Source organism: Psychrobacter cibarius, assembly GCA_030686115.1.
Classification (GTDB): Bacteria; Pseudomonadota; Gammaproteobacteria; order Pseudomonadales; family Moraxellaceae; genus Psychrobacter; species Psychrobacter cibarius_C.
This window is the reverse complement of sequence record CP131612.1, coordinates 1,499,589-1,519,964: the sequence shown is the minus strand read 5'-3', so window position 1 is coordinate 1,519,964 and position 20,376 is coordinate 1,499,589. Positions and strand designations below refer to the sequence as shown.

Genomic DNA, 20,376 nt, shown 5'->3' with positions numbered 1-20,376 from the left:
TAAAAATCATATAGTGATTACTATTTAGTAATCACCCAATCATCACGCTGAAAACGTCTTCATGCTCATGTCGCAAAAAAGCAAGACATCTGATGCCTTGCTTTTTTATGACTAATTTTTATAACTAACAAATCACTTTACTTGATAGTAGGCTTGATTGCTTTAATCAAAATGGAAGCCTGCACCAATCGAGCCGCCAGCATTACCTTGGGTATCAGCGGTGCCGTTTACCTTCATGACCCAACGACCATCATTGGATAACTTCGAGAAGCCAATAGCAACTGCACTTTCCCCATTGTACGTTCCTATACCGCCACCGATTAAGGATTTACCAGCGATGTAAGCTTGCGGTAGTGAAGACATTGCCATGGCGGCTGAAATACCAGCATTTGCATCGTCTTCGACTTCACCAATCTTATAACCTAGCTCATTCATGTTGTTGCCAAGTCTTTGACTAACAGCATCCAATTGACCCATATTCACAGCGTCTCTGGGTGCCATGCCATCAGCCACATCAGTGATCTTGTTGCCAGCGGCGTTGATACCGCTTGCAGTCATACTAGGACCACCGACAATGCTGACGCCATTATTATTAATTGTCGTATTGCCAGTTTTGACGCTATCGATATTAATATCACCGTTTAGATCAAACTTAATACTACTGCCTGCTGCTGTTGTGGTGATGTTATTACCACCTGTGAAGGTGAGGACACTGCCATCGCCTACTGGTTTGTTGATGGTAGCACCGCTATCAGCACCAAAATTGAGACCCGCATCTATTTTATCCTTGTTCACTTTGATATTGGTCGTATTGGTGTTGATGTTTGTTTTATTCGTGGCAATATTCGTGGTATTGGTTTGGATATTGGTAGTGTTGGCTTGGATGTTTTCATTGATAACGACTTCTCCTTGCTTAATAGAAGCAATCGCACCATCGATACTATTTTGACCAGTACCACCAATATTACTATTGGTAAAGGTGCCATCTACAGGATTGTAGACTGTCTCACCGCCAATGATACTACTGATGCCACTACCTTGTGCATAGAGCTGACCACCATTGATAGCATCTTTGCTACCTTCAGAGACATCGCCGTTCACAACGTTTGTAATCTTAGTGTCAGCAGCATTGATACCCGCTTTGGTGACACTAGGTCCACCTGTAATAGTCAGCCCATTATTATTCATAATGGTATCACCCGTCGTTACGCTATCTAAATTCAGGTCTGGATTTAAATCGAAGCTAATGTCATTGACGCCCGCCAATGGTGCAGCAGCACGTAGGTCAGGGCTAACATTATTGTCCGCTGATCTAGACACTTTAATATTACCATCTGTACTGTTCAAATCGATGGCGCTGCCTTGTTTGATCATAGTGGCAACATCACCCTGAGCCGTTAGTCCCCAACCTTGATCAAGGGCAAACGTCGTGGCGTTCAACTGTCCGACAGTCGCCGCATCTGTATCTGCAATACCAGCAGCTACATTGGTGATTCTGTTAAAACCATTGTCAAGACCGCTACTGCTCAGTCTAACCGTTCTACCGGGACCATTATCGGTAAAGGTAAAGCCATTACTATTCATAATGCTATTACCAATCTGCATGCTACCCTCATTGCCTAAATTTAACTGGTTATTCAGTTTCACCTGAACACCCGTTGCCGAGGCTGTCGTCGTAATGTTGCTATCACCAGTGACGTTGATGGTATCACCTAAAGCAAACTGCTGATCGTTGGCACTATTGCCATCACCGATTTTGATGCCTTTAGCCACGAGACTATTGGTTGCTGACAATTGGTCGAAGTTTACCGCATCCTTACCTGTGGTCGCTTCTGCAACGTTAGTAATTTTATTGCCACCATTGTTCAGACCATTGGCTGAGATGCTGACACCGCTACCAAAGTTTGCGCTGTTAAGACCAGTTAAATCTTTCGCAAGTTTCACGGTCAATGTGCTGGTACCGTCAGCAACGACGCCAATGTTGTTGCCATTTGACAAGTCACTTTCCACGGTCGCGCCACCTTTGACTGTCAGCTTGTCACCAAGCTGACGATTAACGGTAGTACCTGTATCACCATCGAAATCAAAACCTTTATCGATGGTCGTGGTCGTGGCTTGTAGTTGACCAAAGTTTACGGCATCGCTGGCTATTGTACCGTTAGCGACATTGGTAATTTGATTGCCACCATTGTCTAGCCCACTATTACTGAGTCTGACCGTTTGATTAGTCCCACCCATAAATGTGACACCATCAGCGTTGACGACTGTAGTTCCTGTGGTCAAGCTGGTTGAGACTAAGTCGGCAGCAGTAGCAACTTTGATACCGCCATTATCAGCGGTCAAGACAATATTGTCACCAGTGATAAAGTTGGCTGTATTATTGTCTTTATCCAAAGTCTTGACATCATTACCGTTGATTTGTGTCACTACCGTTTGCATCGCACTATCAGCTTTTGCCAAGCTTGCCTTACTACCTTCGCTTAGATCAACTTGATAGTCGGTGATATTGGTATCAGGATCTTTGACACTAGTGCTAACTGTTAGTGCATTAGCATCTGCAGTAGAAACACTGGCGCCATTGGCATTGACAGTATAGACATCCTGTCCAGTATCGCTATCGGTTGAAAAGTCAACACTGGCAACATTCGTACCTTTAACTACTTTGGTTCTCGCTCCTGCGGCTGCCATCTGTACATCACCGATGTTTGCTGCATTGGTTACTGTATTACCACCGCTTTTTACTCCCTTGATCTGGGTGTCGTTGGCATTGATACCAGTAGTAGAGATACTAACACCACCAAAATCTGCACTAGTGAGGCCTGTTAAAGTTGGAGACAGACCGAGAGCAATTCCATCACCCATTGATAAGCCAGTGGTGGTTAAATTGCTATCCGTATCAAACTTAATTTCTTCACCTAAGGCGAAGGTTTTTTTAAGAGTGCCGCCGCTACTTGCATCATTCACGTTAAACTTGATGCCTTTAGCAATATTGTCAGTGTTGGTACCAATATTGGTGGTATTGGTTGAGATGTTGCTAGTATTGGTCGTGACTTGTTGGTTGGTATTAAATAACTGACCACCATTGATGGCGTCTTTGCTATTTAGACTGACCGTACCATTAGAAACATTGACGACCTTCTTATTACCCGCATTGACCCCGCTTTTGGTGATGCTTGGACCATTTAAAATGGTCAGACCATTGCTGGTTAACGTGGCATTGGTAGGGTTAAATATGCTTCCACCCGTTACTGTAACACCTGCACCACTAACGGTAGTGACGCCAGTAAGTACGCCGCCAGTGACAATACCTAGACCATTGACCGTTGTACCGTTTAATAAGTTACCTGTGCTAACGCTGCCTGTAGTACCTAGGTTTAAGTTGTCATTAAGCTCAACTTCGATTTTGCCATTTTTTACTCGGGTATCGATGTTGCTGTTAGAACCAACCACTTCAACGGCTTGTCCCAATGGTTTCTGTACTGTATTACCATCAGCGGCTTTTAATGCAAAGCCTTTGTTAATAGTCGTGGTATTATTTCCGACCGCTTCATTGGTCGCATATAATTGACTACCATTCACTGCATCCGTACTAGCCGCAGTGACAGCTCCACCAGCGACGTTTTTGATCTGACGCTCAGATCCTACTACGCCCACGGATACTTGCGCACCCTCTCGTAGCATGCCCTTATCATCAATGACATTACCGGCGATATCATATACCACGCCACCAACTGTCATTGTCTTTTCAGAGCTTGCACTTGTTGCTGTTGTAGAGCCTGCACCTAAAGAGACTGAACCATCTTTGCTAGCTGACGCACCAACACCGAACGCTGAAGAAGCAGTTCCCGAGGTATTGGAATGAACACCAACGGCTGTAGACAGATCACCTTTAGACAGCGATTTTGCACCAATGGCTATCGACGCAGCACCTCCAGCTTCGGTATTAACATCGTACTGATTGTTTTCTACCAAATCTTTACCTACGTAGGATTTGAAAACATCGTTAACTGTGCCATTATTTAGTGGTGACAGCGGACTACCATCGATATTAGTTTTCGATGCAAAATTTAGGTCATCACCGCCTATTGCGATAGACGATGCCCCTCTAGACACGACGTTAGCACCGATAGCAATCGATTGCTCACCACTTGCCATCGTCTGTTGCCCAAATTCTGAGCTGCCAATCGCAATGGTTTGGCTGCCTGTGGCTTTTGCATTTCCGCCCAGCGCCATGGCGTTATAACCTGTCGCTCCGTCGTTATTAGCATTACCGATAGCAGCTGAGTCCACGCTATAATACTTGGTTTTATTATTAGCGACAGTATTCGACAGCCCCGTTAGCTGAGCCACATTGACAGCATCACTGTCACTGCTACCTGCTGCGACGTTTACAATCTGACGGTTGCCACCCGCTGCTCCTGTTCCTACAGAGACCGCGCCAAGTGTAACGCTATCCGTTGCTTGGATGACTGAACTATCTGCTCCTACTGGCACAAAACCACTGGCACCACCAGCACGATTTGCAATAGAGTTTGAACCTAATGCGATGCCATTTACTGCGTTAGATCGAGAGCCGACACCAAAAGCAAGACTGTTATCAGCAGTCGCTTTTGCATTACTACCAAAGGCAATCGTATCACTGCCAACTGCTTGAGTCTGTCCATTCGCTCTATAACCTACATTTGCTTGATCAGCCACTGTACCTGCATTTTCAAAATCAGTTGAACCAATCGCGATACCACGTTTGCCTGAGGCAAGTGCTGAATGACCAACAGCAAGAGAGCCTTGACCCGTTGCTGAGGAGACATTACCAATAGCCTGAGCAAAGTCAGCAGTCGCTGCCGATTGACGTCCAAGCGCTAACGAGGTATTTCCATTAGAATACGCTGCCGCCCCAATTGCCACAGATGACCGACCAATAGCTTTTGCTTGAGTGCCTAGAGCAGTAGCGACGTCACCGGCTTCTGTCCCAGTGCCAATGGCGGTACTACCAGAATTGTTTTGTGAACCACCCGTCCAAGTAAATGACGGATTGCCTCTATCGACCAGATTGAAGTTTTGCCCAGCGTCCGCTTCACAGCCAATGGCAACCGAATAGCTGCCTTCAGCATTCGCTTCAGTACTGTTTGTATTACAAGAAGAAATTGCTGTACCAGATCCCGTACCACCGCCGACATTCACTTGCGCAAAAGCTTGCGGTGACATTGTAAATCCAGCCGCCAGCATCCCTATGGCGATCGTGGATAGTCGGAAAAATTGGGTAGAAGAAAGATTAGAAGTCGTATTGATGGTCGCGTTTGCGCTCACGCTAGATTTGGAAGATTTGCCGCGCCCCTTTGCATATTCACCAACTGCGGTAAAACAGCTCAAGGCTTCATTCCATATTACTTTATAGATGCGGTTCATAGTGTGCACTCCCTTACAGACTGGTCAGATTTAAAAATCAGAGATAATATCCATCTTGCAGAGAGTCGATATCACAAAATAAAACACGTTATCGGCTGGCAATGAGTAAATGTTTTTTGTTCATCATTTATCTTGTTAACCAACAACTAACACTTTTTATCTTGAAAAGCCCTAATCGCTCTCTCTATATATTAGTATTACCGAATATATAGAGAGAGACAATGCCGCTCATCGGGCATTTATTACCGTTCATCCAATTATATAACAAAAAATGAATATATAGATGTTTTTTGCTCCTTGCTTATATTGAATGCTCCCACTTTTTTGAAATAATCCGCTTTGGAACTTAATAAAACACACGCTTATACACACACTTTAGAGATGTTTTCAGCGCGTGTTCGCCACTTTCTGCTGCTCTTAGTCCCCTTCAGAGTTAACAGGCAATGTTATTTGCATCACCAGCCCTTGGATATCATCTTGGCGATTATAGACATGAATCTGACCCTTGTGTGCCATTACCACGGCATGAACGATTGCCAGCCCCAAACCATAACCCCCCGTTTCACGATGGCGAGCCGAGTCAAGCCGTACAAAGGGCTGAAAAATACGCTCCAAGTCCTTATCCGCGATGCCACCACCCTCGTCTGTGATGCTGATTTGAAGTGCAGGCTTATTGCCTTCCATCTCCACTTTTTTAATGTCAGCAATGACTGTTGAATCAGAGGCCGTATGCATAAAAGCATTACGAATGACATTTTCAAGCGCACTATGCAGCTGTTCTTGATTGCCAAGCACTGTCCAAGGCGTTGTTGAATCAGTGGTAGATGAAACGTCTGCCACCAATGCATGACTCGGCTGCCATTGCCAGCGCACGTTTTTATGCTGAAACTCAAAACAAACGTCTTGTCCAATTTCACTAATAATGTCAGAAATATCAACCACTTCGTTTTCTATATTGTCGATCGTATATTGCTGCATTTGTAGAGATTGAATATGAATGATTTGCTCAATCAACTCATTCATCCGCGCCGACTCTTTATCGATACGGTCGAGATAACGACTGGCATTCGGTGCAAAGTCGCGAGTCAGCTCAGTCGCAACGTCTAGACGTGCCAGTGGCGATCGTAGCTCGTGCGAGATATCACTGAGCATCTGTTTGCGTGCCAGCTCACTCTCAGCCAACCGTTTTGATAGCTTAGCCACATCTTTCGCGAGTAAACCAAGCTCATCATCTCCCATTTTTGATAGGTCTGGGTGGGTCTGATAATCGCCATCAATCAGACGGTGTACGGTATTTTGTACACGGCGGATACGCTGAGTCATTGTACGGCTCAGCCAAATACAAACCAAGACGCTAAAAACGAGAATAAATAGCAAACGTATGGGAAAATTGCCACGTTGCAACGCCATAACATCAGCAAAACGCAAATGCGGACGTAACTGTATAATGACAGACTGCTCATCTGGTAAGACGACCGTCACATCAGCCAGCTCAGGGCGAGTGTCGAAATCAGCTAGCGTAGCGCTATTTGGCATCATCGGTTGCAGAATATGGTTTAAGAATGACGACTTATTATTCGACATTTTATTATTATCATCGTGACGGTTAGTCCTGTTATTGTCTACACTGGGCTGATCTGCCATTGATTGCACTGATGGCTGCATTGATAGTTGCCCTACTTCACGCCGACTACCCTGCATACCTTTTTGCCTACGCTCATCTCTATTGCGATAACGCGGAAATATAATTGCCCCTTCTTCATCGTAAACACTTATCTGATTCATGAGTTGACGGTCCTGACGATACATCTGCTTAACTGTACTTAAATCACCCGCTCTTAATGCCTCAACCATTTCTTGACGCTTAATCAATAAACTATCAGTTTGTACGTTCATGCGAGCCGTTAGTGCTTTTTCGACCAGCCAACGCTCCACCATGATCGATAAAATAGAGGTGATTATAATTGTTAATAATAGACTTAGAAACAAACGCCAAAACAGTGTGATTCGCACTTTAAACTTTGGGGTTTGCTTAAGCGTTTTATGGTTAATAGCTTTCTTGGAAGCGTTCATCGATAAGTCCGTCATTACAATACCAGCTGATAGCCTTTACCACGAACCGCCTTGATAGGCTCATCATGAAAAGGTTGGAGTTTTTTGCGGAGTCGCGAGACATGCACATCAAGGCTACGGTCGAACGGCTGTAATTCACGTTGTAAAACATGCTCTGACAGCCACGCTTTGCTCACCACCTCACCTTTTTGCTTCAGTAGAGCAACCAACAAATCAAATTCTGTCCCCGTCACTTGTAGTTCTATGCCATCTATCTGACAAAGCCGCTGGTTTTGATTCAGATGCAAACGGCTCTCTGGTAGCGGCGTATGCTCTGATATCGCTGCGCTGGTGCGTTTGATGACGGCATTGATACGTGCCAGCAGTTCTCTAGGATTGCAGGGTTTGGTAATATAATCATCAGCACCAAGTTCAAGCCCAATGATACGATCAATCTCCTCCCCTTTTGCGGTCAGCATGATGACAGGGATATCACTGATATTGGGCAATTGACGCAAGACACTCAATCCATCGATTTTTGGCATCATAATATCTAGCACCAGCAAATCGTAAGCAGCAGCGCCATTCAGCACATTATTGCTCGCGTTTTTGAGTTTCTGTATGACAGCCTCACCATCGTGAACGCAGTCGCATGTCACCCCATGATTGTGCAAGTATTCTTGTAACAATTGGGTCAACTCTTCGTCATCATCGCCTAGTAGTATGTGTGGCACATCTTTCTCCTTAAGCGTTAAATCGCTTTATGAGCCATATTATCAGTCAATTGCTTATCGATTCGCTATAAACGTTACCTTTCTTAATACTTCATAAATGTTCGTAACCTCTAACTGTCGTAATATAGCGTCTATCAGCGACAAATACTGATAACAAGCTATGATGGATAGTGGCTATCCGGGGCACTTACTGTTCATAAGCTGATCAGATAAAAACTGATTTTTTCGCAACCAATAACGTATGCACCATAAATTAAGGTAATGATGATGAAAAAATTATTAATGGGCTCAGTATTAGCAATGTCTAGCATTTTCACCGTAACGGCTTGTACCAGTGTTAATGCAACCACTGATACCACACCAACGACCAGTAAAATGCAGCATAAAGATGGCATGAAAAAAGGTGGTATGAAAAAAGGCGGCATGAGAGGTCCAATGTCGCAACTAGATCTAACAGCAACGCAACAAGCGCAAATCAAAGCCATCATGCAAGCACAACACGGCGATCGTAAAGCTGACCGTACAAAAAACAAATTGGAACGGGCGCAAATGCAGCAACAGATGCAAGCATTGACTAATAGTAGCACTCTAAATACAGCGGCAGTCAATCGCTTAGCTGATCAGCAAGCGGCTAAAACCAAGCAGCGCTTCATTGAGCGAGTACAGACTCAACATGCTATCTCTCAAGTATTGACTGCTGAGCAACGAGCAAAACTTGCTAAATTAAAAGCTGAAAAAATGGCGAAAGGTCATAAAGGCTCAGAGCACGGTAAAATGCATGGCAAACCACATCAAGGCATGTAATTCGTCATTAATAGGCTATTTTGCATTCATACTGAATGTCCTATAAGACTGATTATGAACACATAAAAAAGCGCATCGTATAAACGGTGCGCTTTTTGGTTCAAGATATTTAGATTCAAATAAACCTGTCATTTTAAAGATCTTTCTGGCGCCGTACTGAATTATTCAATCGCTCCAAACTTCTCTTTAGCCAGTGGCATGACACTAAACATCATCTTACCCATCGCAGTACCATTGCCATCACGATAATACTGCATCAGCTCGCTACCATACTCGCGCATATCAATACTATTACTGGCATTAGGCACTTGTACATCGTTTGGTAAATTGGGAAATACCATGTTTTTGGCGCTTATAGCGGAATACTGTTGCAAAACATCTATGACCATGTTCTTACTAGCGGCGGTTTCGCTCGGAAGCTCACTGCGCATATGCTGCCATTTGAGCTGACCACGCTTATCAAATCCATACAACTCTTGCGTCTCTGAATTTGATAGCATTGCACTTTCTGCCGTCTTTTCTTTTGCCTCTGCCATTGTTTCCTCTCTTGCCTCACTGCCACTATCCATACCACTTTTTATCATTGCTAGCATCTGCTGCACTAACGCTTTACTGGTAAATGTATCAGCATCTGTGTTGCCTACCTCGTAAGCCGCGCTTTCTTTGACCAGTTCTGGATATCGCTGACTCATCCGCTCGTAAACGATGCGCATATAATCTTGATAAAACTGCTCATAACTCTCAGCACTTTGTACACGGCGAATGACTTGGTTGCTTGCTAGCATTGCTGGTAGCTGATGCGCGGGTAACTTGGGAGAGAGCGAGGCTAGCGTATTAGGGGCGACATAATCAAACTGGCTAATAGGTGCGGCATCAAATGTGGCATCTAACGCGGCAAAGTGGCTTTTTATCAACTCACTACCAAAGCCTTTGGGTAAGGTGCCATCATCAATGGCTAGCTTTAACCATTTGTTGCGCCACTTTGTGCCGAGCTTGTCATCTAACAGTTCTGAATTAAACATCGCAAAATTATCTGCCCATAGATAAATATTACCGTTTTTCAAATCCAGATAAATTGGCTGATTCATGCTGCTTTGATGATTACGCGCTTGATACTGCACGCTCGCCAGCATCGTCGCCTTACCAGCCATTGGCTGATAGACGCCTTGTGCATTGATAGACAGCGGCTTTAGCACATAAGCATCTAGCAACTTTGCTTTTTTGATATCTTGCGCTGTTGCTCGGTCGTCGTAATTGTCAAATAACTGTTGGTAAAATGCTGGCACAGTGATTTCACTATCATATTTACTCTCTACCCATGCCTCATAGGCATCCGTACACTCAAGATAAGTGTCTTTGAGCACCGTTCGCTGAGCATCATAATCTGCCACTAAAATATCTTTATTTTGCGCTTCTGCTTGAGAAAGCAAGGCGGCATATGCTTGATCATGTGTGTCTTCGCAGTATTCATCGATATAGCCTGAGGCGACTGGCGCTTTAGCATCTATTTCAATATTTATATCGCTAAACTGCTGCTCGTTACTGATCTCCAGATTGCTATGGTAACTAAAAGACTGTCGGCGCTGTTTCTGTAACGCAGTCGCCAATGCTGTTTTGGCTGCTACTGGCGTTTGCTTGGCAGTCGTAGCATTAGAGTGGTCAAGACTGGTAGATTGGCAGCCCGTTAATAACAATGCCCCTGTGACTAATGCACCAGCAAATAGGCGATTGCCATTAAGAACTGATGCAAGGCTCGCTGACGGAAGGTGACTTGCAATGATTTTATGTACTTTTTTCATTTTTTATCCTTAATAGATGTGTGCTTGAACATGACAAGATAGCGTTATTGACCGTCTACCCTGTTGTCAGCATCGTCTTCGATATCAGTGTCATCTTGACTATCAAAACTGTCATATTCTGCTGCATCATAGCCGCTATCACCATCTGCATAATCGCTACTATAGTCATCATCATTGTAATCATCACTGCTCCCACTATAGTCATAGCGGGCATCACGTGCCGCTTGCAGTCTGTCTTTTTGTTGGCGTTGCTCTGCCATCCATGCATTGCCATCAATAGCGGCTTTAGCATTTGCGCCAAAAGACTCGGTCAACAAAGGCGTTAGTACATGTTTATTAAAACTGCTTTTATCATAGCGTACTTGATTGAGCACGCTGGTTGTCGAACCCATCAAATCGCCACCGATATTTACCCGTTGCTGCTTACCAAGCAGGCGATCTGAGCGGTCTAAATAATAGTAATTTATCTGATTAAAAGATATCGGACCGATGGCTTCAATTAGCTGCAAAAGCGAACCTACATCCGTACTTTGGTAGCCTTTATTGTATAGCTGCACTTTCGCAAGCGCAGTTCTTAGCATAGCGCCATCAGGATATTTCTGTGGATTGGCATCGACATAATCCTGTAGCGACTTTGTCATGTATTTTAGGGTTTTGCCGATCATCTCACCACTTTGCTTACTGCCAAAATAGACTTTTACCGCTTGGCTCGCACCGACTTCTTTGGCAAAAGCATCACTGCGAATATCTACCGCGCTAAAATGCTCAGGCGCAAGTTCTGCCATGCTGCTCTGTATGGCAGCAATGGCGGCATCGTAAAGCACTGCTGGCGGCAGCTGCGCGGTAATACTCTCGGGCAACCCAAAACTAACGATATGCGAGGCCATCTGGTTAGGTAAAGGGGTATTTTCAGGATTAACAAGCGCCACAATAGGCATGATTGCCGATGGGTCTACCGTGACTTTACTATGGTTAAAATCGAACGCTAACGGTATCTGTATGGATGAGGCAATCGTCGGCGTCACATAGTCATAGCTATAGACGCTTTGCAGTTGTCGCTGTTTGGGTTTGTACTGACTGACACTATTAAACGTTAAATTTTGATATTGATAAGCATTTGACGCAGCTATCTGTTCCGGCGTGCGATGGAACATACTCAGCATTTGACCAATGACGCCCGTAGATGGCGTTGATGATTGGCTACCTTGTTCTACATCCTCTGATTGTTGTTTTGCCATTTGTACGGCTTCATAGCTTTTTAACAGAGTTTTGGGCTTTAAGTTCGAAACCCCTGAGAGAATGCCGCCCTCTGCATTGCCATATTCATTATAGCCATCGCTGTCGTAACCCTCTCGATTGTAGCCATATTCATTGTAACCGTCTGGATTGTAGCCGTCTTCATCGTAGTTATACTCATCATCAACGGTCTCATCGGCATCGATGACATCATAATCACCATATTCACTAACCTCGTCTACTTCTGCCTCGTCTACAGCTGTTTCCTCACTAGCTTCTGCTAGATCGGAGTCATCATAGTCATAACTGCCATCATTATCATTCGACCCACTTTCGTTATCATCGTTATATAAAGAATCGCCGTCTAAATAATCATTGTCTAAATCCTCAGGCTCATAAGCATAGGCTTCTATAATTGTTCTAAGCAAGCTACTAGAGCCTGCATCAATGCTATCTGGATCAATAAAAGGAACGGCTTGATAATTGGCTTGCGAGACTGCTACGTGTTCTGTTGCAAGATGCTGACGAATAGCCGCCAGTAAATGTGATTTGGCTTGATTGTCAGTATTGGGGTATTTTTCTTGGTCAAATAATTGCTGATAACGCTCAGATTTGGCTGTGAGGCTAGCATTAAATGCGCGTCCTTGTGCTTGGCTCTGTGCACTATCGGCGGTACTAAAATCGATCATACTTTTTGATACAGCAGTCGACGATACCGCTGGGCTTGATTGACAGCCCAAAAGAGCCAGAGACGTAGTGCCAACCAGCAAGGCGATAGACGTCAATTTACCTACCTGATATACATGATCGTTATTATTGATAGACGAATGATGACTCGTCATCTCAGAGTAGCGCTGTCGATTATGATTATTAATATGATTTGATGACATAGTAATCTCTTTGTATAAATAGCCAGTCTATAATTAGTGTACATTAGTACCGTTATTTATATCACAATGCGTTACAATTTAGTAATATTAGAACCTATTTATTAAGAAAATACTTAGATTTTTTTATACAAAATAACTTTCTCACTACTGCTTTCTCGCCCAAGTAAAAAGGACTTTACAATGCCAACCTCTATATCAAAAAACAACATACGCACTGCTGACAATAATCCTCAAGGTAGAGCAAATATTAAAGCGGCTATTTTGTTAATCAGTAGCACATTTTTAGTATCACTGTCTGCTCACGCGCTTGAGCCGACAACCAATCAATCAACTACTATCAACCCAACATCGATTAACACTAGCGCCATCAATCTCGCGATTATGGCTGATAATCCTACTGTAATATCTGAAACTCAGCGTGTGACAAGAGCCAAAATCAATGCCCTCACTTCCACGATTAACAATGCCAAGACCGATCAAGCCATCTATTCTGAAGATGCGATTCACCACCCTGTTTGGGCAAAGAACGGTATGGTCGCCACCCAAGAAGCCCTCGCCTCTGATATTGGACTCAAGATTTTAAAAGACGGTGGTAATGCGGTTGATGCTGGCGTCGCCGTTGGCTTTGCCTTAGCAGTAACTTTGCCGCGCGCAGGTAACATTGGCGGTGGTGGATTTATGATGATTTATGATGCCAAGCAAGGCAAAACGGTGGCACTCGATTACCGTGAAAAAGCACCGAGTAGCGCCTCGCGTGATATGTATCTCGATGAGGATGGCAATGCGGTCAGCGACTTGTCTCGTTATCACGGTCTAGCAGTTGGTGTACCGGGAACGGTCGCAGGATTACTTAAAGCATTAGAAGATCATGGCACCATGAGCCGCGGACAAGTGATGGCACCAGCGATTGCACTGGCTGAGGACGGTATAGAAGTCACAGCAGGTCTGTCTGAGTCACTCACAGCATTAAGCGATCGCATGCAAAAATGGCCAAGCACGAAAAAGATATTTTTTAAACCTGATGGTAGCGCCTATCAACCGGGCGAACGTTTAAAACAGCCTGAATTGGCAAAATCGCTTAAGCTCATTGCCGCAAAAGGGGCGGATGGATTCTATAAAGGAGAAACCGCAAGTAAGTTGGTCAAAGCGGTCAATGAGGCTGGTGGTAGCATGAGCTTACAAGATTTAGCAAATTATGAAGCTATCGCTCGCGAGCCCGTCAAAGGCGATTATCGTGGTTATGAGATTGTCTCCATGCCACCACCGTCTTCTGGTGGCATTCATATCGTGCAGATTTTAAATATTTTAGAAGGTTATCCGCTAAAAGACTACGGTCAAAACAGCGCGCAAACCATTCATTTAATGGCTGAGGCGATGCAGTTGGCTTATGCGGATCGCGCAGAGTACTTAGGTGATTCTGACTTTATCGATGTGCCTGCCAGCGGTTTAGCTTCTCAGGCTTATGCGGATAAACTACGCACCTTAATCAATCCAGACAAAGCCACGCCAGCGTCTACCATTAAAGCCAACAACCCTCTACCGTATGAAAGTGATCAGACCACGCATTTCTCTATCGTTGATAAAGATGGCAATGCAATAGCCAATACTTATACGCTAAACTTCTCTTATGGCACAGGTCTTGTCGCTGAAGGTACGGGGATATTGCTCAATAATGAGATGGACGATTTTTCTGCCAAACCGGGTGTGCCAAATGGTTATGGCTTAATCGGCGGTGATGCCAATGCCGTTGAAGCCAATAAACGCCCATTGTCTTCTATGAGTCCAACACTGGTCTTTAAAGACAGTAAACCATATATCGTCACGGGTAGCCCTGGTGGTAGCCGTATCATTACTACTGTCACCCAAATAATCTCGAACGTCATCGATCATGATATGAATATCGCTGAAGCCACTCACGCACCGCGTATTCATGACCAATGGCTGCCTGATGAGATTCGGGTCGAAAAAGCACTGAATATTGATACGGTTAAAAAGCTTGAATCAATGGGTCATACGGTCAGTCCAAAATCAGCCATGGGCTCAACCCAGTCGATTATGATTACGCCAAATGGTGTCTACGGCTCGTCTGATCCGCGTATCGTTGATGCGGCAGTCGTTGGTTATTGATTTAACTTTTACTTGATATGTATAAATAAAAAACGCTCTCTATCATAATAAAGAGCGTTTTTTAATAGATATGAAAAGTATTGAAAGATACTATCAATACAACTTGATCTTGTTAAAGAAGTCATTGTCTAATAATAATTTCGGTCTGGCATTGACCTCTTTTAGACCCACCTTATGTTGCATCATAAGCTCTATGAGATTCATTTGATCGATGAGTATCAGACTGTGCGAATCCGTTGCATTGGCATATTCCTGTGCAGGCTTGGTAAAGCTTGTTGTAGTAATGAACAAGCCATGATGATTGGTTTTTTGGGGTGGATAAGCCCCTATGAAGTTTCTCAAATCGCCATTAGATATATTATTACCGGCACTATATAATTTGGCTTGAATATAATAGTTATGCACCTCACCATCTGGGAAATCCTGAATAATCAGCCCATCAATGCCATTATCATTCGAGCGTCCAGTATGACGCGAGGTCAAATTACTCTCAGGACTTTCAATCTCTAAAGATCGTTCAATCATTTTTAGACAAAACCACTCAAACTGCAGAGGTGACAAGCTTTCAAGCTGCGCCATAATCATATCAGGCGTTACTTTGACAAAATCATTGCCCACAGTAGCATCTGCATAATTGTTCATAAACATAGACGTTCGGCGCTGAGTTTCTTCTATCAAATGATTAATAAGTGCATCGCCGTTTTTACCATAAGCCGAAATATTGACTTTTTGCAGATCAGCAAAGGCTTTATTATCAAAACGGGTCAAGTTAGCAATATAATCACTATTTGGAATGCCTTCGTTAATGTATTGAGTAAAATTATTTCCTGCTAACCAAAAATAGACTTTGCCAAACGGGTCTAAACGTATGATGTTTTTAGGCGTTACTTTTTCATCAAAAGTAATAAAATTAGCAAAATTTTGATTTAAATTGGGTACCAAGCTGAACTTGTCTTCTTTGACCAGCCCCATTGCGGACAAGCACAATAAAATTAGATCAACGATGTCATCATAACAAGGTGAGCCGTTATGACACTCATGGCGTATATCATAATTACTCATGTAATTGATTTCTTTATGATCATTGACAATTTGTGCTAACTTTTCAAACTCTCTATAAAATACCGTGCGACCAACGGTATTCCGCGTACTCAAATTTTTTATGGTTTGTATACCCGCATTTAACATGTCACCAAATGCGGGCAGCTTCGTAATGTTACTCATAATATTATCGTCTTTGTTTTATTACATGAACATTATTGTGTGAAATAAGGCGTCAAATAGGCTTTGTTTCGCAATAATTTAAGGACAAATGTTTATGCTACCAACTATTAAGACAAAACACAGCAAAATTTTACCTTTATAAATAAGAAAAACAAATCCTCTCACTCAGATTAAACCCTTTGAATCAGTGGCTGTCTACGGCAAATAATGCTATTATTGACGACCCCATTTTAAACGTATCAACATGGCTATCGAGGTCTTACTTACCTTTGAACATCAATATAAATAACGGATACACATCCTTTATTTTATCGATAGCTTATTGCTTTTGATCGTACTAGTAAGAGTCTTCTATGGCATTTGTACACCTTGGCATCCACAGCGAATATTCAATCACTGATTCTATCGTGCGTATCAAGCCGCTAGTGAAAGCTGCGGCGGCTGACCATCAGCGCGCGCTGGCATTGACCGATTTGTCCAATTTGTATGCCACAGTGAAGTTTTATCGTGCCTGCCTAGGTGCGGGTATCAAGCCCATTATCGGCAGTGAAGTCATCATGGAAAATGAAGACACACGGCTCACCCTACTCGCGATGGACAACGAGGGCTATCAAAACATCACTCGTATCGTATCGCTCGGCTTTACCGAAGGGCGCGCCGACGATGCCAATCATGGTGTACCAGTGGTCAAGCGCAGTCATATTCTAGCGCATGCGGCAGGCGTGATTGTCTTATTTACTGAAAAATCAGATGTCGGTCAGGCACTGGTCGGCTCGATGCCAGAAAAAGCCGATGAGCTGCTAATAGAATGGCAAGCGCAATTTGCTGATCGCTTATATTTTGCGATTAAGCGTACCAATCGCTCAGGTGAAGACGCCTTTATTAAAGCGGCTATTCACTCTGGTGCTAAGCATCATATTCCTATCATTGCTCATAATGACGTGCGTTTCTTAGAGCAGGATGATTTCGATGCTCACGAAGCGCGGGTTTGTATCGCAGGCTCCTACGTACTTGCCGACCAAAATCGCCCGCAAACTTATTCCGATGCGCAATATCTTAAAACCCAAGCACAAATGCAGCAGCTATTTGCTGATATTCCGCAAGTTATTGATAATACTTTGCGCTTAGCAAGCCGCTGTAATGTGACGTTGACGCTTGGTATCAACGTACTACCCGATTTTCCTGTGCCTGAAGGTGAGACCATTGAATCGTTTTTCCGCGCAGAGTCAATACGGGGTCTGAATAATCGACTAGATAAACTATTCCCCATCGAGAAACGTAGCGATAATTGGAGCGACTTTCGCCAAAGATATGATGACCGCTTAGAGTATGAGCTAAAAGTTATTCTTTCAATGGGCTTTCCTGGTTACTTCCTCATCGTCATGGATTTTATCCGTTGGGCAAAAGCCAATGGCGTACCAGTCGGTCCTGGTCGTGGTTCTGGTGCAGGCTCACTCGTTGCTTATTCGCTCAATATTACCGACCTCGACCCTATTCATTACGACTTATTATTTGAGCGCTTTTTGAATCCCGAGCGTGTGTCCATGCCCGATTTCGATATTGACTTCTGTATCGAAGGTCGCGACCGCGTTATTGATTATGTGGCGCAAACCTATGGTCGTGAAGCAGTCTCGCAAATCATTACCTTTGGTACGATGGCAGCAAAAGCGGTTGTACGAGATGTCGCACGCGCGCAAAGTAAATCCTACTTCCTTGCCAGCAAAATGTCGAAACTTATTCCCAAAACACCGGGGATTACCCTCAGTCAAGCGCTTGAACAAGAGCCGCAGCTCAAAGACTTAATCTCCAATCCTGACAATATGGATTACGAAGATGCCACTGAAGTGTGGGAAATGGCGATTAAGCTCGAAGGCATTTGCCGGAACGTGGGTAAACATGCTGGTGGCGTATTGATTGCGCCGCACAGAATCACAGATTTTAGCGCGATTTATTGTGATGACGAAGGTCACCGTGTCAGCCAGTTTGATAAAGATGACGTTGAAGCCGTTGGGCTAGTAAAATTTGACTTTTTGGGTCTACGTAACTTGACCGTGATTGATGCTGCTGTCAGAAATATCAACCTGCGCCGTGCAAAAGAAGGCAAAGATGCGTTGGTGTTAGAAGACCTACCATTAGATGATAAAAAAGCCTACAAGCTCTTGCAAGATGCCAAGACCACTGCCGTCTTTCAGCTAGAAAGTATGGGTATGAAAAAATATCTGGCGAAATTACAACCGACCAACATCGAAGATGTGATCGCCATGTGTGCGCTTTATCGCCCAGGCCCACTGGACGCTGGCATGGTAGAGATGTATATCGACCGTAAGCACGGTCGCGAAGAAGTTATTTATGATCATCCCAATCTTGAGCCGATTTTAGAAAATACCAATGGCGTTATTGTCTATCAAGAACAGGTCATGCAAATCTCGCAGGTCATGGCGGGCTATAGCTTAGGCGGCGCGGATATGCTTCGCCGTGCTATGGGTAAAAAGAAACCTGAAGAAATGGCAAAACAGCGCGATATTTTCATTACTGGTGCAACAGAGCAAGGTATTGATGAGGCGACATCAGGCGGTGTGTTTGATTTGATGGAGAAGTTCGCCGGTTACGGTTTTAACCGCTCACATTCTGCCGCATATGGCGTGCTCGCTTATCAGACCGCGTATCTAAAACAGTATTACCCTGCTGAATTTATGGCGGCGGTATTAACTTCCGATATGAACAATACCGATAACGTGGTGTTCTTTATCAATGATTGCCGTGAAAACTTTGATTTGACCGTCGTTAATCCGTCAGTAAATCGCAGTGAATGGCATTTCGTTGCCGATACCCCAACCAATATCATTTATGGCTTGGGTGCGATTAAAGGCGTTGGTGAAGGTGCGGTTGAGTCTATCGTTGATGCACGACGCCGTGAAGGTCCGTTTAAAGATCTATATGATTTTTGCCGCCGCGTTGATATCAAAAAGGTTAATAAACGCACTTTAGAGGGACTGATAAACGCTGGTTGTTTTGATGACTTTGCAGCCACCCTACGACCAGATTTACCAGCCGATGAAGCGTACGAGATTCGCGGCGCATTAATGAGCCAGCTGCCAAGTGCCGTACAAGCTGCTGAACAAGACCGTCAGAACCGTGAAATCGGCATGATGGATTTGTTTGGTGAAATGGATGGTGTCGTCGCCGCGCCGCTGCTGGTTATGACGCCAGAGCTGATTTGGGGTGATAAACATCGTTTAAAAGCAGAAAAGAACACGTTAGGATTGTATTTGACGGGTCATCCAATCAATGAATACTTGGATGAGTTAAAACGCTATACCTCAGGCACTCGTCTCGATAAACTGACTGACACGGGCTATAACGGTAGCTGTTATTTCGCCGGATTGATTATTGATATTGCCAACTTTGGTAATCGCAATGTCATTATCTTAGATGACGGCACTTCAAGGCTGGAAGTAAGCTGCTATGCCGAGCGTTTCAATCGTGTCAAAGAACAGTTGAAAATTGATGAAGTCGTCATCATCAAAGGCAGCATTCGTGAGCGTGATGGGCGTTTATTTGCCCGTCTTGATAGTGCCATGAGCATGGTCGATGCGCGCCTAAGATGGATGAAAAAAATCAGTATTAAAATTCATGGCAGCGACATCAATCTGCTGACGCGACTGCAACCGTTACTCAAGTCTGCACAAGCCAGCATTATTCCGGCACCAAAACTGTCTCATGACAACGAGCAAGACGAGGAAAGTGGCAGCTTTAATGGCAATAATGGCTACGATGCTGCGATGGGTGGCAGTCTATATGATGAAAATGGCAATGATTTATTGGCGCTAGAAAATGACATGAATCAAAATAGTGCTAGTCAAAGCTACGCCAATAATGCTCTAAGCAATACCGACGCCTCCATCAATGATAACTGCCTGCCACTCGGACTGAGCATTTATGAGGAATTTGGCATCGCTAACGTAGGGCTATCTGAGCACTGGCGCATCTACCCCAACGATGATAACTTACAGCAATTAAAGAATATGGTTAGTGAAGACAATTTGCATTTCCATTATAGCTAGGGCGTATCCTCATTTTAAAAATGGTGATAAAAATGAGATA

Annotated in this window: 9 protein-coding genes; 3 read left to right on the top strand and 6 right to left on the bottom strand. The window is 44.0% G+C overall.

The genetic code is table 11. The features are described 5' to 3' along the window. Positions 1-162 precede the first annotated feature (162 nt). The 3 genes from Q6344_06380 to Q6344_06370 form a co-directional block, all read right to left on the bottom strand. Complete coding sequence (locus tag Q6344_06380) at positions 163-5,406, bottom strand: YadA-like family protein (GenBank protein WLG14956.1); 5,244 nt, start codon at positions 5,404-5,406, stop codon at positions 163-165. Between the two features lie 417 nt (positions 5,407-5,823). Beyond that, positions 5,824-7,479 (bottom strand): ATP-binding protein, encoded by a 1,656-nt coding sequence (locus Q6344_06375; protein WLG14955.1) that lies wholly within the window; start codon positions 7,477-7,479, stop codon positions 5,824-5,826. A 14-nt stretch (positions 7,480-7,493) separates the two neighbouring features. After that, on the bottom strand, positions 7,494-8,192 hold the full coding sequence (locus Q6344_06370; protein WLG14954.1) for a response regulator transcription factor: 699 nt from the start codon (positions 8,190-8,192) through the stop codon (positions 7,494-7,496). Positions 8,193-8,459: 267 nt separating this feature from the next. On the opposite strand from Q6344_06370, the gene Q6344_06365 reads away from it, so the two are divergent. Next, complete coding sequence (locus tag Q6344_06365; GenBank protein WLG14953.1) at positions 8,460-8,996, top strand: Spy/CpxP family protein refolding chaperone; 537 nt, start codon at positions 8,460-8,462, stop codon at positions 8,994-8,996. A 161-nt stretch (positions 8,997-9,157) separates the two neighbouring features. Here Q6344_06365 and Q6344_06360 read toward each other — a convergent pair whose 3' ends face one another. After that, positions 9,158-10,795 (bottom strand): hypothetical protein, encoded by a 1,638-nt coding sequence (locus Q6344_06360; protein ID WLG14952.1) that lies wholly within the window; start codon positions 10,793-10,795, stop codon positions 9,158-9,160. Between the two features lie 44 nt (positions 10,796-10,839). Further along, positions 10,840-12,921 (bottom strand): hypothetical protein, encoded by a 2,082-nt coding sequence (locus tag Q6344_06355; protein ID WLG14951.1) that lies wholly within the window; start codon positions 12,919-12,921, stop codon positions 10,840-10,842. A gap of 180 nt (positions 12,922-13,101) precedes the next feature. On the opposite strand from Q6344_06355, the gene ggt reads away from it, so the two are divergent. Then, the gene (ggt, locus tag Q6344_06350; GenBank protein WLG14950.1) at positions 13,102-15,048 is read left to right on the top strand and encodes a gamma-glutamyltransferase; all 1,947 of its coding nucleotides are present in this window, start codon (positions 13,102-13,104) and stop codon (positions 15,046-15,048) included. Positions 15,049-15,141: 93 nt separating this feature from the next. Here ggt and Q6344_06345 read toward each other — a convergent pair whose 3' ends face one another. Then, positions 15,142-16,272 (bottom strand): restriction endonuclease, encoded by a 1,131-nt coding sequence (locus Q6344_06345; protein ID WLG14949.1) that lies wholly within the window; start codon positions 16,270-16,272, stop codon positions 15,142-15,144. 353 nt (positions 16,273-16,625) lie between these two features. On the opposite strand from Q6344_06345, the gene dnaE reads away from it, so the two are divergent. Next, complete coding sequence (gene dnaE / locus Q6344_06340) at positions 16,626-20,336, top strand: DNA polymerase III subunit alpha (GenBank protein WLG14948.1); 3,711 nt, start codon at positions 16,626-16,628, stop codon at positions 20,334-20,336. Positions 20,337-20,376: the final 40 nt, after the last annotated feature.

What these genes read in the sequence shown, in the direction of transcription:
- Q6344_06380 (WLG14956.1), bottom strand. Translation starts at nt 5,406, where the DNA reads ATGAACCGCATCTATAAAGTAATATGGAATGAAGCCTTGAGCTGTTTT.
- Q6344_06375 (WLG14955.1), bottom strand. Translation starts at nt 7,479, where the DNA reads ATGAACGCTTCCAAGAAAGCTATTAACCATAAAACGCTTAAGCAAACC.
- Q6344_06365 (WLG14953.1), top strand. Translation starts at nt 8,460, where the DNA reads ATGAAAAAATTATTAATGGGCTCAGTATTAGCAATGTCTAGCATTTTC.
- Q6344_06360 (WLG14952.1), bottom strand. Translation starts at nt 10,795, where the DNA reads ATGAAAAAAGTACATAAAATCATTGCAAGTCACCTTCCGTCAGCGAGC.
- Q6344_06355 (WLG14951.1), bottom strand. Translation starts at nt 12,921, where the DNA reads ATGTCATCAAATCATATTAATAATCATAATCGACAGCGCTACTCTGAG.
- ggt (WLG14950.1), top strand. Translation starts at nt 13,102, where the DNA reads ATGCCAACCTCTATATCAAAAAACAACATACGCACTGCTGACAATAAT.
- Q6344_06345 (WLG14949.1), bottom strand. Translation starts at nt 16,272, where the DNA reads ATGAGTAACATTACGAAGCTGCCCGCATTTGGTGACATGTTAAATGCG.
- dnaE (WLG14948.1), top strand. Translation starts at nt 16,626, where the DNA reads ATGGCATTTGTACACCTTGGCATCCACAGCGAATATTCAATCACTGAT.